This is a genomic window from Hymenobacter glacialis, from assembly GCF_001816165.1.
Classification (GTDB): Bacteria; Bacteroidota; Bacteroidia; order Cytophagales; family Hymenobacteraceae; genus Hymenobacter; species Hymenobacter glacialis.
The window spans coordinates 71,281-96,817 of record NZ_MDZC01000101.1 but is presented as its reverse complement, the minus strand read 5'-3'; the positions used below and the strand labels follow the sequence as shown (position 1 = coordinate 96,817).

General features: G+C 58.6%; 19 protein-coding genes. 16 read left to right on the top strand and 3 right to left on the bottom strand.

The window, feature by feature from the left end:
- Nucleotides 1–3: 3 nt before the first annotated feature.
- The 16 genes from nrfD to BEN48_RS15135 all read left to right on the top strand — a co-directional run bounded on the left by nrfD (nucleotide 4) and on the right by BEN48_RS15135 (nucleotide 21,174).
- Complete coding sequence (gene nrfD / locus BEN48_RS15210; RefSeq protein WP_239691585.1) at nucleotides 4–1,464, top strand: NrfD/PsrC family molybdoenzyme membrane anchor subunit; 1,461 nt, start codon at nucleotides 4–6, stop codon at nucleotides 1,462–1,464.
- Complete coding sequence (locus BEN48_RS15205) at nucleotides 1,457–1,984, top strand: DUF3341 domain-containing protein (RefSeq protein ID WP_070728676.1); 528 nt, start codon at nucleotides 1,457–1,459, stop codon at nucleotides 1,982–1,984. The genes nrfD and BEN48_RS15205 overlap by 8 nt, the downstream gene beginning before the upstream one ends.
- Nucleotides 1,984–2,748: a c-type cytochrome gene (locus BEN48_RS15200; protein WP_070735780.1), complete on the top strand. Its 765-nt coding sequence runs from the start codon at nucleotides 1,984–1,986 to the stop codon at nucleotides 2,746–2,748. The genes BEN48_RS15205 and BEN48_RS15200 overlap by 1 nt, the downstream gene beginning before the upstream one ends.
- Nucleotides 2,749–2,750: 2 nt before the next feature.
- Entirely contained in the window at nucleotides 2,751–4,064 is a 1,314-nt protein-coding gene (locus BEN48_RS15195) for a quinol:cytochrome C oxidoreductase (RefSeq protein ID WP_070735778.1), read from the top strand.
- A gap of 91 nt (nucleotides 4,065–4,155) precedes the next feature.
- The gene (locus tag BEN48_RS15190; protein ID WP_070735776.1) at nucleotides 4,156–5,232 is read left to right on the top strand and encodes a cytochrome c oxidase subunit II; all 1,077 of its coding nucleotides are present in this window, start codon (nucleotides 4,156–4,158) and stop codon (nucleotides 5,230–5,232) included.
- A 32-nt stretch (nucleotides 5,233–5,264) separates the two neighbouring features.
- Nucleotides 5,265–7,142, top strand: coding sequence for a cytochrome c oxidase subunit I (locus BEN48_RS15185; RefSeq protein ID WP_083321106.1), 1,878 nt, complete (start codon nucleotides 5,265–5,267; stop codon nucleotides 7,140–7,142).
- Nucleotides 7,143–7,263: 121 nt separating this feature from the next.
- Nucleotides 7,264–8,403 (top strand): COX15/CtaA family protein, encoded by a 1,140-nt coding sequence (locus tag BEN48_RS15180; protein ID WP_070735775.1) that lies wholly within the window; start codon nucleotides 7,264–7,266, stop codon nucleotides 8,401–8,403.
- Between the two features lie 66 nt (nucleotides 8,404–8,469).
- Complete coding sequence (cyoE, locus tag BEN48_RS15175; protein WP_070735773.1) at nucleotides 8,470–9,321, top strand: heme o synthase; 852 nt, start codon at nucleotides 8,470–8,472, stop codon at nucleotides 9,319–9,321.
- A gap of 93 nt (nucleotides 9,322–9,414) precedes the next feature.
- Nucleotides 9,415–10,002 carry a cytochrome c oxidase subunit 3 gene (locus tag BEN48_RS15170; protein WP_070735771.1) on the top strand — a complete coding sequence of 196 codons (588 nt, stop codon included), beginning with the start codon at nucleotides 9,415–9,417 and terminating at the stop codon, nucleotides 10,000–10,002.
- 22 nt (nucleotides 10,003–10,024) lie between these two features.
- Nucleotides 10,025–10,798 carry a cytochrome c oxidase subunit 3 gene (locus BEN48_RS15165; protein WP_070735769.1) on the top strand — a complete coding sequence of 258 codons (774 nt, stop codon included), beginning with the start codon at nucleotides 10,025–10,027 and terminating at the stop codon, nucleotides 10,796–10,798.
- 98 nt (nucleotides 10,799–10,896) lie between these two features.
- Nucleotides 10,897–11,238 carry a cytochrome C oxidase subunit IV family protein gene (locus tag BEN48_RS15160; protein ID WP_070735767.1) on the top strand — a complete coding sequence of 114 codons (342 nt, stop codon included), beginning with the start codon at nucleotides 10,897–10,899 and terminating at the stop codon, nucleotides 11,236–11,238.
- Nucleotides 11,239–11,241: 3 nt separating this feature from the next.
- Entirely contained in the window at nucleotides 11,242–11,916 is a 675-nt protein-coding gene (locus BEN48_RS15155) for a thioredoxin domain-containing protein (RefSeq protein WP_070735765.1), read from the top strand.
- Nucleotides 11,900–12,469 carry a DUF420 domain-containing protein gene (locus BEN48_RS15150; protein WP_083321105.1) on the top strand — a complete coding sequence of 190 codons (570 nt, stop codon included), beginning with the start codon at nucleotides 11,900–11,902 and terminating at the stop codon, nucleotides 12,467–12,469. The genes BEN48_RS15155 and BEN48_RS15150 overlap by 17 nt, the downstream gene beginning before the upstream one ends.
- Nucleotides 12,470–12,542: 73 nt before the next feature.
- The gene (locus BEN48_RS15145) at nucleotides 12,543–12,797 is read left to right on the top strand and encodes a hypothetical protein (RefSeq protein WP_070735763.1); all 255 of its coding nucleotides are present in this window, start codon (nucleotides 12,543–12,545) and stop codon (nucleotides 12,795–12,797) included.
- Between the two features lie 636 nt (nucleotides 12,798–13,433).
- Entirely contained in the window at nucleotides 13,434–17,288 is a 3,855-nt protein-coding gene (locus tag BEN48_RS15140; protein WP_241502291.1) for a sensor histidine kinase, read from the top strand.
- 73 nt (nucleotides 17,289–17,361) lie between these two features.
- The gene (locus BEN48_RS15135) at nucleotides 17,362–21,174 is read left to right on the top strand and encodes a hypothetical protein (protein ID WP_070735759.1); all 3,813 of its coding nucleotides are present in this window, start codon (nucleotides 17,362–17,364) and stop codon (nucleotides 21,172–21,174) included.
- 218 nt (nucleotides 21,175–21,392) lie between these two features.
- Here the strand turns inward: BEN48_RS15135 and BEN48_RS15130 are convergent, their stop codons facing one another.
- The 3 genes from BEN48_RS15130 to BEN48_RS15120 form a co-directional block, all read right to left on the bottom strand.
- Nucleotides 21,393–22,013, bottom strand: a complete 621-nt coding sequence (locus BEN48_RS15130; protein WP_083321104.1) for a 3'-5' exonuclease — start codon at nucleotides 22,011–22,013, stop codon at nucleotides 21,393–21,395.
- 48 nt (nucleotides 22,014–22,061) lie between these two features.
- Nucleotides 22,062–23,432 carry a hypothetical protein gene (locus BEN48_RS15125; protein WP_158010212.1) on the bottom strand — a complete coding sequence of 457 codons (1,371 nt, stop codon included), beginning with the start codon at nucleotides 23,430–23,432 and terminating at the stop codon, nucleotides 22,062–22,064.
- Between the two features lie 67 nt (nucleotides 23,433–23,499).
- Nucleotides 23,500–25,509: a beta-N-acetylhexosaminidase gene (locus tag BEN48_RS15120; RefSeq protein WP_158010211.1), complete on the bottom strand. Its 2,010-nt coding sequence runs from the start codon at nucleotides 25,507–25,509 to the stop codon at nucleotides 23,500–23,502.
- Nucleotides 25,510–25,537: the final 28 nt, after the last annotated feature.

The following is a 25,537-nucleotide window of genomic DNA, read 5'->3' as shown; positions in this document are numbered from 1 at the left end:
ATTATGCAGCACGTATCAGCCGTACGCGAGCCGCTCGTAACCGGGGGTAAGACGCTACACGACGTAACGCAAGACATCTGCTATCAGGTAGAGGCCAAGCCCAACATCCGTTGGATGGCTGCCCTGAGTGTGGCGCTGTTTTTTCTCGGTATATTCTTCTATTCCGTTTATCGCACGGTGTGGTTCGGTATCGGAGAATGGGGCCTCAACAAAACCGTTAACTGGGCCTGGGACATTACCAACTTCGTGTGGTGGGTTGGTATCGGTCACGCAGGCACGCTGATTTCGGCTGTGCTGCTGTTGTTCCGCCAGAAGTGGCGGTCTTCCATTAACCGGGCAGCAGAAGCTATGACGATTTTCGCCGTAATCTGCGCTGCTATGTTCCCGGTACTGCACATGGGCCGTCCCTGGCTCGCTTACTGGGTATTCCCCTTCCAGAACACGTTTGGTTCGCTGTGGGCAAACTTCAACTCGCCCCTGCTCTGGGACGTGTTTGCTATCTCTACTTACTTCACGGTATCGCTGGTATTCTGGTACATCGGTCTGATTCCTGACTTCGCCACCATCCGGGACCGTGCTAAGGGCACGATTGCCAAGTTCAGCTACTCGATGCTGAGCTTTGGCTGGACCGGTTCGGCTAAAGCTTGGTCGCGCTATGAGACCGTGTCGCTGATTCTGGCCGGCGTTTCCACCCCACTGGTGCTTTCGGTACACACCATTGTATCAATGGACTTTGCTACCTCGGTTGTGCCGGGCTGGCACACCACCATCTTCCCTCCCTACTTTGTGGCGGGTGCTATCTTCTCGGGCTTCGCCATGGTACTCACGCTGATGCTGATTACTAGGGTTGTTTTCCGCCTCGAAGATTACATCACCCTGGAGCACATTGCTCTCATGAACAAAATCATGATGGTGACTGGCTCTATTGTGGGTGTGGCTTACATTACAGAGTTTTTCATTGCCTGGTATTCACAGGTTGAATTTGAGCAGTACGCCTTCATCAACCGGGCGACCGGTCCATACTGGTGGGCTTATGCAGCCATGATGACCTGTAACGTGATTACCCCCCAGCTGGTATGGTTACGCCGTGTACGCTACAGCATTCCCCTGACTTTCGTACTGTCGATTATTGTAAACATCGGCATGTGGTTCGAGCGTTTTGTAATCATCGTGACCTCGCTGCACCGCGACTACCTGCCGTCGAGCTGGGCCATGTTCTCGCCCTCTATCATCGACATCGGCTTGTACCTGGGTACTCTGGGGTTGTTCTTCACCCTGTTCCTGCTCTTCGCTAAGTTCTTCCCGGTTATCAACATGGCCGAGGTGAAAACCATCCTGAAGTACACCGTGGACAACGGCCCGACTTACAATCCGCAGAAAGCTGCTCACGCGACTCCCGCTCCACAACCTGCCATTCACGGGGCACCTGCTTCGGCACCCGTAAACTACAACAAGCATGACTAAGCGCTATGCCCTCGGCATCTTCGAAGACGAAGACGTGCTGCTGCACGCCGTAGAGAATGTTCGCGCCGCCGGCGTGAAAGTCCACGACGTGTTTTCGCCCTATCCTGTTCACGGAATCGACGATGCCCTTGGCATCGAACGCTCGCGCCTTCCCATTGCCGCCTTCTTTTTCGGCATGACGGGCTTGGCCTTTGCCCTCTGGATGCAGATTTACATGCTGGGCTTCGACTGGCCCATGATTATTGGTGGTAAGCCGCATATTGCACTGCCTGCCTTTATTCCAGTGGCTTTCGAATTGACGGTTTTCTTTACCTGTCACGGCATGGCTATCACCTTTTTTACCATCACAGGGCTGTACCCTCGTCCCAAGGTGCCGGTAATGGATGTGCGCTCCACCGACGACAAATTCGTAATGGCCATCGAATTGGATGAAACCAGTTCGCAATTTCCTCGGCTGACTCAACTGCTGCGCGACAACGGCGCTTCAGAAGTCAACCAAAAAGAAATGACCACCAAGTAATGAAGCACCCGCTGAACCTTACCCTGCGCGTTTCGGCGCTGCTATTGTCCTTGGGCCTTGCTCCGGCTTGTACGCCCCGGCAGGACGACCCTGGCGTGCAATACGCGCCAGAAATGTACGAGCCTCTTGCTTACGACCCCCTCAGGCAGACCAATTTTAACAAAGTCAATGCCTTTGGCATCAACGAGCGGACGCCTCCAATTGCTACCGTTCCGGTTGGCAAGCTCGATTACTACAATCACATTCCCAAAGACAGTGTTGGGATTGCTGAGCGTATGCTGCGCAACCCTTACCCTTACACCAAAGCAAATTTGGAAGAAGGCAAGGTGCTTTACACGCGCATTTGCTCGCATTGCCACGGTGAAACTGGTGCCGGTGACGGCCCGGTAGGCGCTAAGTTCAAGGGCGTGCCCAACTACACGGCGGGTGCTTACAAGACCATGAACGACGGCCACATTTACCACGTCATTCAGTGGGGCCGTAACCGCATGATGCCCCATGGTTCCATTGTGAACCCTGAGGAGCGTTGGAAGATTGCCATGTATGTCCGCGTATTGCAGCGTGGCGAAGGCCCAGATGGCTTGAGCAAGCTCATTGCAAAAGGTCCTACGACAACTGCAAATGATTCTACTGAAATGACGGACCGTGCCACCCAGGCCCCAGTTCTTCAGGCTCAGGCAGGCAAAGGTTCTGCAACTCCCGGCCAAGGCGGAACTATCGCTCCAAACGGTTCCGGCGTCACTTATTTCCCCGGCAACAAATAACTATGGCAACTCTGACGCACCAAGATAGCGCCACGGCTGAACAGCTCGTTGTTACGGATGGCGCCCGTAAGACATTTATCACCATCATCGTTGCTGGCGTGGTGGTTCTCATCATCGGTTTGCTGGCGGCCATAATGGGCTGGGGTGCTGAGGAGCACGCAGCCGCAGGAGAAGCCGCCGGGCACGCCGGTGCTGCTTCGGCTCACCACGAAGGCAACCCCGTGTGGTTGAAACGCCTATTGGTTAGCCTGTGGCACAGTAATATTTTCTTCTTAGGCGTTTCAACCATCGGAACAGTGTTCCTGGCCATCAATTACGTGGCTTATGCCGGTTGGTCGGTGATGGTAAAGCGTATTGCCGAGGCGCTGAGTGCTTGGGTGATTCCTGGTGCCGTCATCCTTTTTGTGGTGTTCTTAATTGGCCGTCATGACATCTTCCATTGGACGCACGAAGGCATCATGGAGAAGGGCAATCCTAACTACGACGCCATCATTGCGGGTAAGAGCGGTTTCCTAAACATCCCTTTCTACCTAATTCGCACGGTCATTTATCTTGCAATCTGGGCATACTTCAGCTGGAAGTTACGGCAGCTGTCGCTGGCTGAAGACCGTTTGGGGGGCACTGTATGGTTTCACAAGAGCATCAATGCCTCGGCCTTGTTCCTTGTTCTTTACGCTGTTACGTCTTCGATGGCAGCCTGGGATTGGGTTATGTCGGTTGACACGCATTGGTTTAGCACCATGTTCGGCTGGTACGTATTCGCTTCTTGGTGGGTATCGGGCATTGCTGCCATTGCACTTACTGCTATTTTCCTGAAACAAGCAGGGTACTTGAAGGCTTTAACTTCAAACCACATGCACGACCTGGGCAAGCTCATGTTCGGTTTCAGCATCTTCTGGACCTACGTGTGGTTTTCGCAATTCATGCTGATTTGGTATGCCAACCTTCCTGAAGAAGCTGTTTACTACAACCAGCGCCTTGGAGGCTTCGAAGGTCGTTACACGGGCATCTTCTTTTTCAACCTGGTTATCAACTTTGTATTCCCATTCTTGGGCCTGATGACCCGGGATGCAAAGCGTCAGATGATTATCATGAAAATCGTCTGCATTGCCATCCTGGTTGGCCATTGGTCAGACTTTTATTTGATGTTCATGCCGGGCACTTTGAAGGGGGAAAGCGGGTTCTTGATAGAGATAGGAGTAGCCGCAATTTTCCTCGGTGCTTTCCTGATTGTCTTCTCACGTCGCTTGGCTTCTGCCTCGCTCGTTCCGGTCAATCACCCCTTTTTGGACGAGAGTGTCCACCACACTACTTAAACTGTATTGTGAATTGCCGGCGAAGTGCTCATCTTTTATAAATGACGCTTTGCCGGTACTTTAATACTTAGTACATACTACTAAAAACTCAATGACGGCTCTTACTATTTTGCTTGTGCTGCTGTTGCTGCTGGTCGTGTTTGGCCTGCTGTTTCGCTTGCAGATTTTCACATCTATTTTCTCAGGCACGTTTACCCGAGACATTGGCATGAGCAATAGCGTAAACGCTATTTTGATGCTGGTATTCCTAGTGTTCGGTGGCGCTTGGTTCGCGTATTCTTTTGTTGAAAACTTTAGCAAGATGAATCCGCCTATTGCTTCCGTGCATGGCCATGAAATGGAACGCATGTTCTGGATTACCATGGCGGTGATTGGTGTGGCATTCGCTATTACCCAGGCCCTGCTGTTCTGGTATTCTTACCGGTATCAATACAAAGAAGGCCGTCGTGCTTACTTCTTCTCGCACAACAACAAGATTGAAGTTATCTGGACGGTGATTCCAGCCATTGTTATGGCTGCCCTGATTTTTGCTGGTTGGAAAGCCTGGACGCGCATCACGGGTCCTGCACCTAAGGATTCGGTTGTTGTGGAATTGATGGGCAAGCAGTTTAACTGGCTTGTTCGTTATCCTGGCCGCGACATGAAGCTTGGGGTAGTCAACTACCGCATGATTGATGCCGTAAATGAATTCGGTTTTGACCTCAGCGACAAAGCTGGCCTTGACGACTTCACGACCAATGAAATCCATGTGCCTAAGGGTGTTCCCGTTCTTATAAAGATTCGGTCGCGCGACGTTCTGCACGCCGTGTACATGCCTCACTTCCGGGTGCAGATGTACGCTGTGCCAGGCATGCCTACCCGCTTCTGGTTCACGCCGACGATGACCACCGACGAGATGCGTGCGAAACTGGGCAACCCCAATTTCAACTACGAACTGGCTTGCAATCAGATTTGCGGTGGCAGCCACTTCGCAATGAAGGCGAATCTGGTAGTTGACGAGCCAGACGATTACCAGAACTGGTACGCTGCTCAGCAATCTTTTTCGCAGAAAAACCCGGAAGTGTTGGCTGCTTTGAAACTGAAGTCCAAGACGCTGGTTTCTGAAGCAACAGCACCTGCCGCTGAAGCCAAAGAGACAGCGCCTGCTCCTTTGGCAGCTTCTTATTAATCCTTACTAAACGGTATCCTTTTATGTCAGACATGGCAGCTAAGCCCAATCTGTCGCCCGGCGTGCAAACGCAAGGTGGCATTGGTACCGCAGGCGTCCCCGCCACTGAGCACGGTGACCATCTGCATCACGACGACCATGAGCACCATGACCAGCACTGGCTGTGGAAATACGTATTCAGCCAAGACCATAAAGTAATTGCCAAGCAATTTCTGATTACGGGCATGATTTGGGCCATCCTCGGTGGCACACTGTCGAGCTTGTTCCGTTTGCAGTTGGGCTGGCCTGAGAGTTCCATGGAGTGGCTCGCGCCTTTCCTTGGCAAGTGGATTGTTGCTGGTAAGCTGAACCCTGAGTTCTATCTTGCCTTGGTGACAATGCACGGTACCATTATGGTATTTTTCGTGCTGACTGCTGGTTTGAGCGGTACTTTTTCGAACTTCCTGATTCCCCTGCAGGTAGGTGCCCGTGACATGGCATCTGGCTTCATGAACATGCTTTCGTACTGGTTCTTCTTCCTGTCGAGCATCGTCATGTTTGCGTCGCTGTTCATCGAGACCGGTCCTGCTGCTGCTGGCTGGACAATTTATCCCCCATTGAGCGCTTTGCCCCAGGCCATTCCCGGTTCGGGTGCCGGTATGACGCTGTGGCTGGTGAGCATGGCCTTGTTCATTGTTTCGCAGCTGCTAGGTGGCGTAAACTATGTGACTACGGTTATCAACATGCGTACCCGTGGCATGAGCATGAGCAAGCTTCCCCTCACCATCTGGGCGTTCTTCCTCACGGCTATTCTGGGTATCCTGTCTTTCCCAGTATTGTTCTCGGCGGCATTGTTGCTCATTTTCGACCGCTCGTTCGGTACTTCTTTCTTTCTCTCGGACATCTACATTGCTGGCCAGGCGCTCAGCAACCAGGGTGGTTCGCCCGTGTTGTTCCAGCACTTGTTCTGGTTCCTGGGCCACCCCGAGGTATACATTGTAATTATGCCTGCCATGGGCATGGTGTCGGAAGTATTGGCTACCAATGCTCGTAAGCCAATCTTCGGTTACCGTGCTATGATTGGTTCGCTGATTGGTATTTCGCTCCTTTCGTTCGTTGTGTGGGCTCACCATATGTTCGTGACGGGCATGAACCCCTTCCTTGGTTCGGTCTTCATGTTCCTGACACTGATTATTGCGGTGCCTTCAGGTGTTAAGGTGTTCAACTGGCTGGCTACCCTCTGGCGTGGCAACATTCGCTTCACAGCGGCTATGCTGTTCTCCATTGGTTTTGTATCGTTGTTCATTTCAGGTGGTCTGACGGGTATTATCCTCGGCAACGCTACCCTGGACATCCAAATGCACAACACGTACTTCGTGGTAGCTCACTTCCACCTGGTAATGGGTAGCTCGGCATTCTTCGGTTTGTTCGCTGGCGTGTACCACTGGTTCCCCAAGATGTTTGGCCGTATGATGGACGAGAAGTTGGGCTACATCCACTTCTGGTTGACCTTCGCCGGTGTGTACCTGGTGTTTATGCCCATGCACTACGTAGGCATTGCCGGTTTCCCCCGTCGTTACTACGCCTGGACTGGCTTTGATGCTTTCTCGCAGTTTGCTGATATGAACCGGTTTATTTCGATTGCGGCAATTCTGGCATTCTTTGCGCAGTTTGTGTTCATCTTCAACTTCTTCTACAGCATCTTCCGCGGCCGTCGTGCTACCCAGAATCCTTGGAACTCGACCACGCTGGAATGGACGACCCCTATTAACCCCGGTCACGGCAACTGGCCCGGCGAGATTCCCGCTGTGTACCGTTGGCCTTACGACTACAGCAAGCCCGGCTCCGATGTGGACTTCATTCCGCAGAACGTGCCTTACTCTAAAACGCAGTCTTCAAACCTGCCCTACGAGCAGGATGCTGTTGAGTAAGCTGTAAATAGTACAAAGTCCCAAAAAGGGCCGCCTCACCGGCGGCCCTTTTTCTTTAATAAGTCTTCGTCTTTTTGAAATTCAGCGAGACTTTTGACACCGACTGGTTGTTTATAATAAGATGAATAGCTTACAGATAAGTCCTGCAGTGCGCCGTTTTCGATTGGTAGGGGTCCTGACTGTTGTTGCCGTTTACTTGCTCATACTTGTGGGCGGTATTGTGCGTAGCACGGGTAGTGGCATGGGCTGTCCAGACTGGCCCAAATGCTTCGGCCAGTGGATTCCGCCCACCGAAGCCAGTGAGTTGCCGGCTGATTATAAGGAGATTTACACAGCCCAACGGGTCGCAAAAAATCAAAAGCTGGCGCGCACGCTGGAGCGCATGGGCTTTGCACAGGTAGCGGGGGATATTTTTGCGCATCCTACTCAATACATCGAGACGGATTTCAACGCTGTGAAAACGTGGATTGAGTACATCAATCGACTGTTGGGTGCACTAATTGGGGTGTTTGTGTTTTTAACTGTGGTTTTTGCGCTGCCTTACTGGCGACGCGACCGACCTGTCTTTTGGCTCGCATTTGGGTCTTTTTTGCTTACTGGCGTTCAGGGCTACCTTGGGTCACTGGTGGTTTCAACCAATTTGCTGCCCGTGATGGTTACTATTCACATGGCTTTGGCACTCGTCATTGTTGCTATGCTGTTGTATGCTGTGGACCGGGCTCAATGGCGCCTCGATAAGCTCAGCATGGCCACGGCACCGAATGGGGGACGGGAGGCGTCCTTATTTGGCGTGAAAGTGCCTGGTGCCGCCTTGCAATGGGCATTATGGGCGGCGCTGCTGCTTACGTTCTGGCAGATAATTCTCGGTACGGAGGTTAGAGAGCAGATTGATATGATAGCGGCTCAAGACATCGCGCGGGAAAACTGGGTAGCCCAACTGGGCAATACCTTCAACATTCACCGCACGGTATCAGCAGTGGTGCTCTTATTGAATATTTATGTGTGCTACGAACTGTGGCAGCTGGGCAGTAAGCGGCTTAGCCAGCTTGCAGCAGCTACGTTGAGCGTAGTGGGCCTGGAAATTCTGGCGGGCTTTGTGCTTGCCTATTTTTCCCTGCCTGCTGCGGTGCAGCCTATCCACCTCACGCTGGCCACGGTGTTGTTTGGCGTGCAGTTTTTGGCATTGTTGGCAGTTGCCCGCGCTCGAAAAACCTCACAAACTATTGAGCCCGCAGATGCCGCCCGGCGGGTTGTTGCGTAACTTTGTGGCCCCGCGGGGCTCAGGCTATGGCTTTTGGGGCCAACGTGCAAACTATCAGAAGGATTAATGGTTAAGGCCCGCGCCTATTTTCAGCTGCTCAAATTCCGGCTTTCGCTCACCGTTGCGTTTTCGAGCGCAATTGGCTACATGTTGGGGGCGCATGATTTCAGCTGGAGCCGCGCGCTGCTCGTCATGCTGGGCGGCTTGTTGGTTACTGGCTCGGCTAACATCATCAACCAGATTCACGAACGCGAACTGGACAAACTGATGACGCGAACGGCCCAACGGCCCTTACCACTGGGCATCATTACGCCTACGGAAGGCTGGATATTTTGTGTGCTATTGGGCGTTTCGGGCCTTGGGCTGCTGGCCTACCTGTTCAACCCGCTTACGGCGGCACTGTCGTTGCTTTCGCTCATTCTATACGGCTTCATTTACACCCCGCTTAAGACCATTTCGCCTATTTGCGTGGCAGTGGGGGCCATTCCGGGTGGGTTGCCGCCCCTCATAGGCTGGGTAGCTGCCACCGGCTACATTGGTGTGGAGGCGTGGGTCCTTTTTGGCATTCAGTTTATGTGGCAGTTTCCGCACTTCTGGGCCATTGCCTGGGTAGCCGACGAGGATTACAAGCGTGCTGGCTTCAAAATGCTGCCTTCTCCCGGCAACCGGGACCTGCGCACGGCCTTCCAGATAATGACGTATACCCTGCTGCTAATCCCGCTTAGTTTAATGCCGCTGGTGTTCAATATCTCGGGACGGGTGTCGGCGCTGGTGGCCGTGGTGTGTGGCGTACTGTTTCTGCTGCTCACTTTTCACCTGATGCGTACACAGTCGCGCAAGTCGGCTTTGCGTATCATGTTTGCCTCGTTCCTGTATTTGCCCATTGTACAAATTGCGTTAGTACTGGACAAAATGTAGCCGTTTGTTGTTATAAATAAACCCACTCAGACGAATGGGTTTGCCTATTTTTATCAATAATCTGCGTCAGCGCAAGCGGGCGTTTTCATCTCTATGAACCCTTCTGAATTATTACCTGAAAACGAAGTAGGTCTCGGCTGGCATCCCAAGCGTGTGTTGCTCGTTTTGCTTATTTTCAGCATTGTAATGATGTTTGCGGCTTTCACCAGCGGCTACATCGTGCGGCGCGACGAAGGCAACTGGCGCGAGTTTGACCTGCCAGTATCGCTGTTGGTGAATACCATTCTTATTGCTTTAAGCAGCGCCAGCATGCAGTGGTCTTACGCGGCCGCGCGCAAAGACGAAATCGGGCGCATGAAAACCGGTATTGGGATTACGCTGGCTTTGGGCCTCGCTTTCCTAGTAGGTCAGTACGTTAGCTTCGGCGATTTGGTAGACGGAAACACTTTCTTTGGGGGTGCTGACGCCAATCCGTCCGGTTCGTTCTTATACGTGCTGATGGGTGTGCACGCTTTTCACTTGGTTACGGGACTTGTTTTTGTGACCGTTGTGCTGAAGCGAGCCCTTAACTATCAGGTGCATTCGCGCGCCTTGCTTTCCATTGGAAATGCCACCTTATACTGGCACTTTCTGGGCGGGCTTTGGCTGTACCTGTATTTGTTCTTACTTTTGAACCATTAAAACTGACGTTACGCTGTCCGCTATGTCCCAACCGACCACTTTGCAGCCCCCCGCTGCTTCCGCTACCCAAGACGCTCCACGCACCGGCACCTGGGATGGCGGCAACGAACCCTTTAAGGCGAGCTACGGCAAGCTGATGATGTGGTTCTTCCTGCTTTCTGACGCATTTACCTTCGCCGCCTTCCTGACGACCTACGGTCTCATCCGTCACAAGCACGAAGTATTCGTGGGCAAAGCCGAGGAATTTGTATTCAGCACGCGCTGGTGGCCTGTTCCGGACCGGGTATTCAACGCCTTCCCGGGCCTGCACGGCATGGACGTGCCCCTGGGTTTTGTGGCTTTGATGACCATGATTCTTATCTTGAGCTCCGTGACCATGGTGTTGGCTGTTGAAGCAGGCCACCGCATGGACAAGAATGATGTGCAGAAGTGGTTGCTATGGACCATCCTGTTTGGCACTACGTTCCTGTTGAGCCAGGCCTGGGAGTGGAGCCACTTCATCCATGGTTCCGAAAAGGGCATGTTGATGGCCGATGGCACTACCTTCTTCGGGGCCAATCTGGCGGCTAACGAATACGGCCCGGTGCTATTTGCCGACCTGTTCTTCTTTATTACGGGCTTCCACGGTACCCACGTGCTCTCGGGCGTCTGCCTGTTGGTGTGGTGCTTCATTGCCACCTCCAACGGCACGTTCCACAAGCGTGGCCACTACGAGATGATTGAGAAAATCGGCCTTTACTGGCACTTTGTAGACCTAGTGTGGGTGTTTGTATTCACCTTCTTCTACCTCGTTTAATTTAACTGGTGATCTAAGGGCGAAGCGGACGGTGTGCTTTTTGCTGCCGTACCCGCTTCGCTAACCCACCGCTTTCACCGCCTCTTTACTATCTGATTATGGCTGCTCACGCAACTGACGAAAATCTCCAGCAAGGGGAAATTGCCAAGCCGAATACCGCTTGGATTTGGAAGACCTTCTTCGTTCTGGTCGGCATTACGGCTGTAGAATTTGTGTTTGTGTTCCTGATGGAGCCCAGCACGCTGCGCAACAGCATCTTTATTATTCTTACCATTATGAAGGCATTCTTCATTGTGGCTGAATTTATGCACCTCAAGCACGAGACCAAAGGGCTCATCTGGACCATTCTGGTGCCAATGTCGCTGCTCGTGTGGCTGTTGGTGGCTTTGATTACCGAAGGCTCCTACGTAGGAGAGGTACTGCAAAACATGTTTAAATAACAAATGCGGCCCCGCCAAACCCTGTTGCTGGGGCTGCTGCTGTTATTGCCGGTACTGGCATTTCTGTTTCTGTTCCGCTTCGGAACCAACCGTTACGCGCTGCCCACTTACCTGCCCGACCGTGTGGATTCCACGCAGGTTGGCGGTAAGTGGCGGCGCGATACTGTTTTCCACCAGGTTGCACCGTTCCGCTTTCCTTCATCTACCGGGCGCGAAGTGAGTAGCACGGAGCTGGGCAGTGGCCTTTACATTGCTCAGTTTTATGGCGAGGACGAGGCCAGTGTGCGCGTGGCGCGGGCCATGCTACGGGTGCAGGAGAAGTTTAGGAAGGAGCCGCGGGTTCGCCTTGCCACGTTCGTGTTGAATGCGGATTCGGCGAAAGCAGCTTCTCTCACCCGTTTGGCGGAGCAATACGGCACCATTGCGGGCAAGTGGTTTTTCCTCACAGGGCCTCCAGATTCGGTGAAACGACTGGCGCTACACGAATTCCGTCTTACCGCCGACCCAACGCGCTTGCCGGGGGCTGTGTTCACGGCCAACATCCCGGCCGGCCGCCTGTTGTTGGTTGACAACAAACGCCGGGTGCGGGGCATTTACGATGGCACCGACGGGCGCGAAATTGACCGCTTACTCACGGAAGTTACCGTGCAGCTTTACGACTATGAACACCCCAACTGACAAACTGCACCCTCCGGTGCTGGCTCCCGGCGACTACACGCGCTACAAAATAATACTAGGTACGCTGGGCGTGGTGGTTCCACTGCTGGTGGCGGTATTGTTTTCGTTCCCTGACCTGTTCCGCATCCCGGGAGCTGAGGTGAAGTTCTTGCCGGCGGTAAATGCCGTGCTCAACTCCCTCACGGCGGTGTGCCTGGTGGCGGGCTATTATTTTATTCGTAAGAAGCAGGTGCTGCGCCACCGCGCCATGATGGGCACTGCTTTTGCGCTGGGGGGCTTGTTTCTGCTTTCGTACGTGGCCTACCATTCGCAGGTGGCCAGCACCTCGTTTGGGGGCGAGGGTACGGTGCGCTACGTGTATTTCTTTCTGCTGCTCACGCACATTGTTTTGGCCGTGGTAACGGTGGGCCTTGTGCTCTTTACGCTGTATTTTGCCCTTACCGGCCAGTACACCAAACACAAGGCCATTGCCCGCTGGACTTTCCCGGTGTGGCTATACGTTTCGGTTACGGGCGTCATCGTATACCTCATGATTTCGCCGTACTATACCTAAGTGAATTTGCTGGCGAAGCTAACAAGAGGGATTTTCCCGGAAACTTTGCCTCAGCTACAGTGTTTTGTATACTATGAAAAAGACCTTTTTTGCCGCCACTTTTGCCTTGTTGTTGGGCGTTCTGTTGAGCTTGGCGCCGTTGGGAGCTAGCGCTCAGTGCGTGATGTGTAAGTCGCAGGTGGAGTCGGCGCGCCAGGAGCGTGACGACTACGAAGTGGCTGGGTTGAACAAGGGCATCGTGTACATGATGACCGTGCCGTACATCCTGATGGGCGCGGTGGGTTATTTCTGGTATCGCCGTACGCACCCCAAGGGCGCTAAAAAGTAGGTCGCGGTCATCGCATTGCCGGTATTTGTGTCGTGCTGTCCGCGTTGCCGCTGAGGTTAGCTTTTTGGCAGTAGGCTCTGAGCCTGCGGCAATTTGATGGGGCGCCGGAACGCTGCGCTGTCTGCGGCTTGGTTTTGAAGTCCGAGGTGGGGTTTTGTGCGGGAGCATTTATATCAGCTGCACCTTCGCGACGGTGATTGTGGCTGCCTTGGGCAGATAGCTCTACTTTCTGGGCAGCGACCAGGAGCTGGGGGTTGTGCAACCGCTGTGACTTTGGCGGTAGTGGTTTTCACCCCGCTTATGTTCTGATAGGCCCGGTCCGTGATGCTCTACGTTTTTGGAGGCACGCATTTTGACCCACGTTACTCCAAGTCGCAACAACCAAGTAAGAGGAGAGTGGAAGGTGCTGCCAAAGGGCAGCATTTTTTGTTAGGCGTGGATTTTGCGGAGCATGTTGGGGCCGACCATGTTGTTTCGCTAACTCCGGTTTAGGCCCAACCGTTAATTCTGCCGTTTCTTCGGGGTTCGCTGGGCGGAGTTAACGGCCTTGGTGAGTTGCTTCCGTTAGCAGCTCCGTTTCTACTTTTCTTTCACAACTCAAGCAAATCTGTGGTTCGACCTTTTGCGTGGCCTCGTTTGCCCTGGTTGCTACTGCTGGCCGCGGCGTTGTGTTTCGTGAGTGGCTACCTGGCGAGCCGCTATGCCCTGGCCCCTGGCGCAGTGGAACGCACGGATACCCTTGGCCTGCAGCAGCTGGTGCGCGAGGCTGAAGCCACAGCCCGGACCGATGCCGATTCGGTAGCAGCTGGCTTGGCTCGGGGCAACTATGGCTTCAACAAGCTGCTGGCGCAAACCACTTTCCCTACCTGCGTACTGGAAAACGGCCAGCTGCTTTATTGGTCCGACGCCACTCTGCGCCCCGAAACCCAACCTGCCAGCACCGTTGAGCGGCTGGTTGAAACGCCGACGGGCCATTTCCTGCTGCTGCCGCGGGTGGCGGGGCAGTACCTTATTCTCACCTACGTGCCTTTGGCGCGGCATTATACCATCAGCAACCGCTACCTGCGCGAGGGTAGCGAACAGGCACTTTTCAGGGGCCTGGAACTGGAAGTGTTGGCTGATGCCGGGCCCGTCGGAACCCGTTTTGAAACGGCGGAAGGCAAATATCTGTTCTCCATCAAACGACTGAGACCCAATCCGCTGACGCGGCAATACCTGCCCATGGCGCTGCTGGCCTTGGGCAGTGTGCTGTACGGGGCCGGGTGGTGGCTGCTTGCGTTTGGCTGGTGGCGGGCCGGGCAACGGGTGGCCGCCATTGCGGCGCTGGTGCTGCCCCTTGTGCTGCTACGCGGGGCGCTGCTGTTTCTGGGTCTCCCGTATTCTTTCATTGAACTACCGATTTTCGACCCGCGTCAGTACGCAGCTTCGTGGTGGGCGCCGTCGTTGGGCGACTTGCTCCTTGATGCGCTGCTGGCGCTGCTGGTGGCGGCCGGCGCGGTGGCGCTGTGGCGCCACTTGCGGGTGTTGGAGCGCGTGCGGGTGCCCCGCGTGCCCATGCAGCAGGCGCTGGCAGCCGTCTTGCTGGGGTTGGCATTCTGCGGGTGGCTCTTTCTGCTTTTTGGGTATTATACCACCGCGTTCGGCAGCTCGCAGCTGAGTCTAGACATCACGCGTAATCTGCAGATAACGGGGTTCTGGCTGTTGCTGGCGCTGGCGGTGCTGCTGCACACTGCTGCCTGGCTGGTGGGCTTTTTTGGCCTGACACAGCTGGCTGGTGCGCTGCTGCAGCATGTGCCGGGCCGCGTGCTGCTGCTGGGCCCTCTAGTGGGAGCCGTGCCGGTGCTGGCTGTGGGCTTGATATGGGGCCTGCCGTGGGTGCTGGCGGTGGGGATATTGCTGGTGTTTGCGGCCATGGTGCGGGCCGTGGGCATGAGCGCCGCGCCCACCACGTATAGCTACCAGGCCCCCACGCTGATAGTGCTGCTCCTGGCCCTGGCCTCGGCCACGGGAGCCCTGGCGCTGTACGAGCATTTCGAGAAACAGCTGCTGGTGGATAAGCAGCGCCTGGCCAGCAATCTGCTGGTTGATAATGACTTCCAAGGTGAGTTTCTGCTGGGCGAGCAGATGCAGAAAATTGCCCGCGACCCGTTTGTGCGGCAATCGTTATCGGCGGCGTTTGGACAGCCGGAGGCGGTGCGGCAGCGCATTGCCCGCCAATACCTGAGCGATTATTTCGATAAATACGAGAGCAACATCACCCTGTATGACGAGGCCGGCCAGCCCCTGGGCGCGCTGCCCGGCACGCCCAGCTTGATGGAAGCGCGCGCCGACCTCGCGCGCACGGCCACGCCAACCAACCAGCAGGGTGTATACCTGCTTACTTCCGACAACCCCTTCAGCTCCCGCCGCTACGTGGCCCAAATCACGGTGCCCGGGCAGCGGGTGAACGGATTTGGTCCGGCCCTGGGAGCAGTGCGGGTCGAGCTTGCCCTCAAAAAGCTTACCAGCTACAGCGTGCTGCCCGAGTTGCTGGTCGACCAGAAGTTCTTTCAGCCCAGCCTGGCCACGGAACTGAGCTACGCGGGCTACAACCAGGGCAGTCTGGTGTACACGGAAGGAGATTTTGACTACGCCAACCGTTTGCCTAAGAACTGGCTGACCGACTCCCGCATGTATGAGGGGGGAATGAGCAGCCGCGGCTTCCACCACTACGCGGTGCACGGGTCCATGGGGCGGATTGTGGTGGTGACCACGGCCACGTACTCGCCCGGCGACTGGCTGGCCAATTTCTCGTTTCAGTTTTTGCTGTCCTCGTTTTTCTGGCTGCTGGTGGCGGGCCTGGTGCTGGTGGTGCGCGGCCGCCCAACCATGCTGCGCCTGCGCCTTAATTTCAGCACGCGCATTCAGGTGCTGCTCAACGTGGGCATTGTGGTGCCGCTGCTAGTAGTGAGCGTGGCCACGGCCAGCCAGCTCATTTCCTCGTACCAGCGCGACCTCACCCGCACCTATGAGCGGCGCGGTCAGCTGGCCCTGGAAAGCCTGCGCCGCCAGCGCCACCTGCTGTCCGATACCACGGCGCGGCCCACGCTGGCGGCGTTGGCCAAGAACGTGGCCGCCCTCACCGAGACCGACCTAAACCTCTACGACGTGCACGGCGAGCTGCTGGCCAGCAGCCAGCCTCTCATTTTTGAGGCAGGTTTGCTGGGGCCGCTGCTAAATCCCCAAGCCGTGGTGGCACTGCGGGAGCGCAACCGCCAGCGGGCCTTGCTCACGGAAAAAGCGGGCTCACTGTCTTTTAATGCGCTGTACCTGCCGGTGCGGGCGGGGGTAGGGGAAGCTGTGGCCACCGATTTGGCGGGACATTCTATTGGCCCGAACGGCACGACCAGCCCCGGCAGCTTTGCCCCACGCAGTGCGGCGGCGCCGGTGCCAGCCAGCCCCAACACGCGCGGCCCCGACGACGACGAGGCCATGCCCACAGGCCCTATCCTGGGGTATGTGGGCATTCCATTTTTTGATTCGGAGAAGGAGCTGAACACCAAGCTGACTGAGCTTTTCACCACTATTTTGAACATATTCACGCTGATGTTCCTGCTGTTTTTGGGGTTGGCGTTTGTAGCGGCCCGTCAGCTCACCGCCCCCCTCAAGCTCATCACCGAGAAGCTGACGCAAACCACACTCACGGATGAAAACGAACTGCTGGAATACCGCAGCTCCGACGACGAGATTGGCCTACTGGTGCGCGAGTACAACACCATGGTGACCAAGCTGGAGGCCAGCAAGCGCGAGCTGGCGGCCCAGGAAAAGGAAGCCGCCTGGCGCGAAATGGCCCGGCAGGTAGCCCACGAAATCAAGAACCCGCTCACGCCCATGAAGCTGAGCCTGCAGTTCCTGCAAAAAGCCATAACCGAGCGCCGCCCCAATGCCGAGGAGCTCATTGGCCGAATTTCCCAAACCCTGATTACCCAGATTGACGTGCTGAGCGACATTGCCACGTCCTTCAGCACCTTTACTAACCTGCCCGCCATGCGGCCTGAGCGCCTGGACGTGGCGGCCATCCTGCGCCGCTGCGCCGCCCTGCATCAGCCCGATGCTAACGATGGGGAGCTGGAGTTGCATATGCCGCCGGATGCCGAAACCGGACGCTACGTGGTGTTTGCAGACGAAAGCCTGCTGGTGCGCACCTTCAACAACCTGCTGATAAATGCCCGGCAGGCGGTGCCGGAAGGCCGCGAGCCCCGCATTGAAGTATGGCTGACGCAGGCGGAGCCGGGGCGGGTGATGGTGACCATCTGCGACAACGGCGCGGGCATTTCTGAGGATGTCCGGGAGAAAATATTCGTGCCCAATTTCACGACCAAAGAAACCGGCTCGGGCATTGGCCTGGCCGTGGCCAAGCGCGGAATTGAGAGCGCCGGGGGCCGCGTGTGGTTCGAAACGCAGGTAGGGGAGGGCACCCGCTTCTTCATTGAGCTGCCGCTAGCCGGATAATGGGTGCTGCCCGCGTGCCGTGGCACGAAACGCCCCGCCTTCGTCGTTACCCGCCAAACCCGACCTTTACTGCATGATTCGTCGCTTACGCCTGTGCTTTCCCCTTGCGGGCCTGCTCGTTGCGGCGCTGTTTTTTCTGACCGGGCAGGCTGCGGCTCAGGTGCAGCCTGCGACCAAAGGCGAGGCGCCGCCGCCCAGCACGCTCCGCTGCCGCTACGTGGCGCTTGCGCTAGGCCGCGACACCACCACCTTCGCCCTTGCCGATACCCTGACCGTGGTGCCTTCTTCGGTAGTGGTCGATGGCCGCGCCGTAGCCTACGACGGCCGTACCGACCGCTACCGCTGGGTGCGGGCCGCGCCGCGCGATACCGCCGGGGCGCCGCTGCCCGACTCGGTGCTGGTGTGCTACCGGGTGCTGCCGCTGCGTCTATCAGCGGCGCGTTTCCGGCGGCCCCTGACCCAGATGGACACGCTGAGTTTCCGGCGGTCGCTGATGAGCCGGGAGGACTTTTCGGTGAAAGAGCAGATTCTCACCACGCCGGGCATCAACAAAACCGGTAACCTGGCGCGCGGCATCAGTTTTGGCAATACCCAGAACGTGTTTGTGAATTCGGCCCTCAACCTGCAGCTGGAAGGGAAGCTGGCGGAAAACATCAACCTGACGGCCGCCATCAGCGACCAGAATGTGCCCTTTCAGCCCGAGGGCAATACCCAGCAGCTTCAGCAATTTGATAGAATATTCATCACCCTCACCAACCCCAACTGGAACATGACGGCCGGCGACGTGGTGCTGCGCAACAAGCCCGACTACTTCCTGCGCTACTACAAAAACATTCAAGGGGCGGCGGCCGAGGCCAATTTTGGGCCGCCTATTTACGGGGTATCGGGGCTGGGCGCTACGCCCGGGGTGTCGAACGCGGTGTTTCAGGGGCAGGCCGGGCAGGTGCCCTACGGCGGGGCCGGCGGCTTGCCGGGGCCTTCGCCGGCCACGCTCAACCCGCCGGCCATCAGCCAGCCCCAGCTCACGGACATCAACCGCCAAAGCAGTGGCCTGGTGGGGCCCTTGCTGCCGGGCGATACCGCGCGGGTGGCTGGGGCCACGGTGCGCAGCGCGGGCGTGCGCAAGGGGCTGGCGTGGCAGTCTTCCACCACGGCGGCGGGCGGCGTGGCCAAGGGCAAGTTTGCCAGCATTGAGGTGCCGCCCATCGACAACGTGCAGGGGCCGTACCGCCTCAGTGGGCCCAACGGCGAGCAGTTCATCATCGTGCTGGCCAACTCGGAGCGGGTGTACCTCGACGGCCGCCTGCAAACCCGGGGCTTCGACGCCGACTACATCATCGATTACAACCTGGCCGAAGTCACGTTCACGCCCCGCCACCTCATCACCCGAAACTCCCGGATTCGCATCGACTTTGAGTATTCTGACCTCAACTACGCCCGCTCGCTGCTCACGGCCAGCCACTACCAGCAGCTGGGCCGGCTGAGTGTGCGGGCCAACGTGTACCAGGAAGCCGACAACCCCAACAACGCGCCCAACCTCAACCTGAGCGACACCACGCTGCAGCGGCAGCTGCGGGAGTCGGGCAACGTGGCATTTACCGTGGTGCCGGGTGGCACCGTAGTGGAATACACCCGCACGCGGGTGCTCTACCGCCTCGATGCCGCCACCGGCATCTTCAGCCGCGCCGTGGGGGCAGACACCTTGGGCACCGTGTATGAGGTGCCCTTCACGGACGTGGGGCAAGGCAATGCCGACTATATTCTGTCGAACGACCCCGGCCAGGAAACCAGCAACGGCCGCGTGTACAAGTACCTGGGGCCGGGTTTGGGCCGCTACGCGCCGCTGCGCCGCATCCCCACGCCGCTGCTGAAGCAGATGGTGTCCGGCGGCATCAGCTACCAGATAGACAGCAGCACCACGGTGTTTTTTGACGCCGCCCGCTCGCGGCTGGACCGCAACCGCTTCTCGACCCAAAACGATGCGGACGGGGCCATGCGCATGGGGTACGTGGTGCAGGACCGGGCCCTGCCGGCGGGGCTGGCCGGCGGGGTGCTGCGCAACTACCGCCTGCGCTCGGCCCTCGACTACGAGTACACCGGCAAGCGCTTCGCGCCCATCGACCGCTACCGCGACATTGAGTTTGACCGCAACTGGAGCGCCGTGAGCACCGTGCAGGGCAACGCCACCGGCCAGGTGCCCCGCGCCGACAATATCTTCAACTTCAGCCTGGGCGTGGTGAAAGACCAGAACAACAGCGTGAACTACCGGCTCAGCCGGCGCTTCCGGTCAGGCGAGGTGAGCGGGCTGCAGCACTGGCTGGACGCGGCCCAGCAGGTGGGCAACCTGGAAATGCGGGGTTCGCTGTTTGTGCTCAACGCCGATGCCGGGCGTTTTCAGTCCGATTGGGCGCGGGGCGAGGCCACGGGCCGCTACGTGGGCGGCAAAATAGTGCCAGGCTACGCCTACCGCTTCGACAAGAACTTGGTGAGCGCCACCAGCACCGACACCATTCGCTCGGCCAACTACTTCGACGAGCACAATGTCTTCGTGCAAAGCCGCGACTCGGCCCGCACGCAGTACCGCTTCGACTACAGCTACCGCCGCGACCAAACCCCCAACGCCACCCAGAGCGACCTCATCCGGCGCGGTACCGCTCAGACCTGGCAGGGCACGCTGGCCTCGCGCCTGGGCAAAACCCAGGACTTGCGTCTGCTGGCTACCTACCGCAACCTCGATTCGCTGGGCCTGGCCCGCAACCGCACGGTGCTGGGGCAGGTGTTTTACAACGCCAACCTGCTGCAAAACCAAATTCGCTCCGAGTTGAGCTACAGCGTGGCCACGGGCCGCGAGCTGAAGCGCGACTACTCCTTTCTGGCCGTGCCCGCCGGCCGGGGCACGCACTTTTACAACGGCGACGCCAACGGCAACGGGCAGCAGGACAAGGACGAGTTTTTCGAAGCCCAAACCCCCGACGCGCAGTTCCGCACCTACATCAAAGTGTACCTGCCCACGGCCGACTACCTCATCGCCTTCACCAACCGCCTGAGCTACCGGCTGACCACGGCGGCCCCGCGCGGCTGGCGCGAAGCCGGCGGCTGGCGCGCGGCGGCCTCTCGCTTTGCCACCCTCACCAGCATCACCGTAGACCGGCGCACCACCGACCCGTCGCTGCTCTCGCGCCTCAGCCCCTTCAGCTACGACAAGGAGGACCCGCAGTTACTGGCTTTCACGCAGCTGGTGCGTAATACCCTGTATTTCAATCGTTCCAATCCCATTTTCGGCTCGGAGTTCACGGTGCAGCAAACGCAGCAGAAAAGCCTGCTGGCCCAGGGCTCCGACCTGCGCAACCTGAGCACCCAGAGCCTGCTGGTGCGGCGCACGCTGGCCAGCACGTTCACGGCGCGCCTCACGGGCTCGCGCGACATTCGCGAAGCCACCAGCGACTACCTGCTCACCCGCAACTACCGCCTGCTCATTTACACCGTGCAGCCCGAAATCAGCTACCAGCCCACGCCTGCGCTGCGCCTCACGGGCACCTACCTGCACACCCGCAAGCGCAACACCCTGGCCATAGAAAACGCCGAGCTAAACCCCGGCGTGTTTGACGAGCTGGGCCTGGAAACCCGCCTCAGCCAGGTAAACAAGCGCACCCTCACCGCCGGCACGCGCTTCACTAACGTGCAGTTTAAGGGCACCGACCCCAATTCGGTAGTAGCTATTGAAATCCTGAATGCCCTGCGCCCCGGCAGCAACTTCACCTGGAACCTGAACGTGGAGCAGCGCCTGAGCAATGGCCTCAACATCACCGTGGCATACGACGGCCGCAAAGCCAGCGGGCTGAACACTGTGCACACCGGCCGCATGCAGGTAGCCGTGTTGTTTTAAGTGGTTGCGAAGCAGTAACCGTAATCACCAAGAACGTCATGCTGAGCGTAGTCGAAGCATCTCTACCGCATTAGTAAATGAATTACTCACGCAGTAGAGATGCTTGACTACGCTCAGCATGACGTTCTAATTTCACTTTAGCAGATAGCGCTTTGTGTTGTTGAAAATGCTGCGCAGGTAACCGGGCTCCGTTGGTGAACGGATGTTGCAATGAAGCGTTAGTTGGCCCGAGCATGTGCAAATGCCATGCGGGCGGCGCGGGCAGCCAGCCCGGCCGTGAGTTCGCGCTGCTTGTAGCACAGCGGCAGCGGCAACCCCGAGCGCAGGGCGTGCACTGTGATTTCGGCGCAGGCCCGGGCGTCGGAAAGGGCGTCGTGGTGGTTGAGGGGAATGCCGAAGTGAGCGGCCACGTAATTGAGCTTGTGGCGCTCCAGCTGTGGCCACAGCAGCTTGCTCAGCTTCACCGAGCACAGGCAGTGGAAGGCCGGAATGGCCAGGCCGAAGTCGCGCAGCGTGTGCTCCAGCACGCTCACGTCGAAAGCCGAATTGTGGGCCACCACGGGCTGATGGTGCAGGTAGGGCAGCACGTCGTGCCACACGTCGGCCAGGGTAGGAGCATTGTGCAGGTCTTTTTCGGCAATGCCATGCACTTCAAAATTGCGCCAATCCACGCGCAGCTCGCGGGGCCGCAGCAGGCTTTGGTAGGTATCAGTTATTTGCCCGTTGCGCACCCGTACCACGCCCACGGCGCAGGCGCTGGCCCGGCGTTCGTTGGCGGTTTCAAAGTCGATGGCCGTAAAGTTGAGTCCCGCCAGGGCCTGGGTGATTTCTGCTTGCATAGGGCCAAGATAACTTACCCGCCCGGAAACATCTGCTGCTGGGAGTGCTTATTTGGGTGCCGGAAGGGATGGAGCCTCAGGACTGCAGCACACCCGCGGCACCTCGAAATACCGCTCCATCACGCCGTTAATGGTGCCATCACAGCCGGGCGTCAGGTCAATGTCGAAGTCAATAAAAGTGCTGGCGGCGTGGGCGGCCCGCAACGCCGCAAACCGCGCCTTCATCTGGGCATCAAAAGGCTTGGCGCTGGTGAGCAGCTCGCGCCAGGCTTCGGGCACGTGCCCGGTACCAAACAGCCCCGCCATGAGCGCCACCGCCAGGGTTCCGGAGCGGAGACAGCGCGTGGCCCGGCCGGGGTGCCGGGGCAGCTGCTGGGCCACCAGCCACGCCAACGCGGCCACGGAAAGCAGCAACACCAGCAGCATTTCGTTCTGGGCGCGGGTGAGCGGTGGCCCCACCACCACGTAGCGAAACAGCACGAACCCGAGCCCGTTCAGCGCCCCAAACGCCGCGAGCACCAGCAGCCACCCGCGCCGCGACAGTCGCACCAGGCCCGCGCCCGTGCCCCGGTGCCGGTAGCCCAGCCACAGCCCCGACAGCACCGCCGCCGCTACGCTGAATGCCACCATGGGCCGCGCCATAAAGAGCAGGGCCGAGTACAGGCTGCGCGGCCCCAGCACCAGCCAGCGGTAGGCGTGGAGCGGGTCGGTGGGCGGGGCCATGGCCTGCGCACGGGCCCAGTTGCCGGGTGCTGCCAGGGCTAGCGCAGCGGCGGCCCCGCCCACCACGGCCCACAGCCACCACTTGGGGCGCGCGGCCGCTGGCATGGCATAGCCCAGCAAAGCCAGTACCGGCAGGGCCTGCAACAAGGTCAGTTCGTTGCCCACCAGGGCCAGCAGCAGCGGCACGCAGGCCCAGCCGGCATAGCGCCACTGTTTTTCAGCAGGCCCCCAGCCGGCCAGTACCGCCAGGGCCGTGAAATTGAGCAGGCCAATGAACGGAATCTGATAGGCCACCGCTCCGCAAAACCAGTACAGAAAGGAGAAGGGCGCCGGGGCAGCATTGCAAAACAAGGCCAGCAGCACCGCGCTGCACCAAAACGCCATGCTCCACGAGAACGCCACCCGCAGCAGCGTGCCAAATAGCACCCGCAGCAAATGGGCAAGGCTGGCCCACAGCCCCACAAATAACCCCGCCGCCACCACCTTCACGCCCCCCAGCCAGCCATAGGTCACGGGGTTGAGCACGGTCATAAAAAAGGTGGAAGTGAAGCGCCCGGTCCAGGTCTGGAACAGCCACTGCTGCACGCCCCACAGGCCGTGCTCCCGCGTCCAATAGGCGTTGCGGAAGTCATCGAAAAAAGGCTGCGTGTAGGCCATCAGTGCCACAAAGGGCGCCAGCGCCAGCAGCAGGCTCAACCGTAATAAAAAAATGCGCAGCTTGGGATATGGCAGCAAAACGAGGGCCGTTGAAAATTAAAAAAGCCTAGAGGCCCACCAGCCGCCGGGCGGGCTTCACAATGGCCAGCTCGGCCTGCCCAGCCGGGGCTTGTGCCGCATCGAGCGTGGCCCGGGCCCCGGCCAGCCACGCGGCCGAGGGCGTCTGGTCGGTTTGCAGCTGGTTCAGGCGTTCCAGCAGCACCTTGGCCACAGCCGCCAGCTTGGTGGAGAGCGGCGCGTACTCCCGCAAGGCTGTGTTCAGCAACAGCAGCGTTTGCAGGCGCGCGTCGTTGGTTTGCCACAGCAGTAGCTGCGCCCGCAGGGCGGCCAGCTGGCGCACCGAGTACACCGGGCGCGGCGGCGTGGCGGCACTGGCCAGCACGCTGTCCACGAGCACGCCGAAGCGCCGGGCCACTTCCGACTCGGCCGGGGCAGCGTCCACCAGGCGGTTCAGGGGCGTTTGGGGAGTGTAGGTCATGCCCTGGAAGTGGCGCTTGTACTCTTTCACCGGTTCCAATACTTCGGCCAGGGTGCGCAGGGCAGGCAGGTTGGCGGGGCCGGCCATCTGGCTGAGCAGCCGCTCGGGGGCCAGGCGGTGCTGCAGGCCCACGGCTTCCAGCTGCCCGGCCACGGCGTTGAGGCGGCGGTACATGTCGGGCACATCCTGCGTGGCGGCCTGCGGCGACCACAGGCGCTCGGCCACGGCGGCGGCGCGGGGCCAGATGCGCGAGTCCACAATCACCGAATCGGCAAACTCGCTCCACATGGCCGCTTCGCCGCCCAGTACCAGCTTTTGCTGCGCGGGCGTGAGGGTGGTGCCGACGGGCAGTGGGTCGGGCAGGTAGTGCGCGGCGGCAGGGTAGTTCAGGTCCAGGTAGTAGCCTTCTGAGAGCAGGGCCGGGTGGCCCTGTTTCACGGCATCCACCAGCCACTTTTTGCCGCGCCAGCTCTGGATGATGATTTCCTTGGGCAGGTCGGGCCCCAGGATTTCGTCCCAGCCCACCATTACTTTGTTGCGCTGCTGCAGCATGGCCAGCACCCGGCGGTTGAAGTAGGTTTGCAGCTGGTGCTTGTCCACGGTTTTGCGGTCGGCTTTCACCATGCCTTTGGCCCGCATGAAGGCCGCAATGCGCGGGCTGCGCCGCCACTGCCGCCCGTCGTTCTCATCGCCGCCCACGTGGAAGTACGGGTCCGGAAACAGCGCCGTCATCTCCGTAAACAGAGAATCAAGAAACGTATAGGTGGTTTCCTTGGTGGGGTCGATGGCAATGTTGGACGTGCGAAAGCTGCGGTACACGCCGTAGGTCGAGTCGTTGGAAGCCAGCCGGGGATAAGCTGCAATCCAGCTGGTGGTGTGGCTCGGCACGTCAAACTCGGGCAGCACCCGAATGCCCCGCGCCGCCGCGTAGGCAATAATTTCTTTTACTTCTTCCTGAGTGTAGTAGCCATCGGCGCCACCCACCTCGTGCAGGCGCGGCAGCACCTTGCTCTCCACCCGAAAGCCCTGGTCGTCAGACAGGTGCCAGTGCAGCACGTTCAGCTTCACGGCCGCCATGGCGTCGAGGTTGCGCTTTATCACGGCCACCGGCAAAAAGTGCCGCGCCGGGTCCATCAGCAGCCCGCGCCAGGCAAAGCGCGGCTGGTCCTGAATGTCTACTTCGGGCAGGTAGCGCAGCTGCTTTTCGGTGGTTGCCAGCTGCTCCAGCGTGGCAAACGCCCGCAGCACCCCCAGGCTGGTGGGCGCGTCGATGGTCACGCCCATGGGCGTCACGCGCAGGCTGTAGCGCTCCTCTTCAAACTTTTCAGCCTGCCCCACGCGCCCGTAGCGGATTTGCAGCACCGGGCCGGCCGCTGGCCGGGCGGGGGCCGGGCCCTGCAGGCGGGCGAGCATACGGGCGGCGGCGGGGGCCACGGCCGGGTCGGCGGTGCTTTCAAGCTGCAGCTTGAGCGGCGCCTTCAGGCTGAGGCGGCCGGTGCCCCAGCGCATCTCGGCCGGCACCGGCATGAGCGTGTGGGACGGCTGGGCCAGGCTCGCGAACGACGTTAGTACCAGCAACAGCAGTCCTGATAGTCTTGCACCGTTC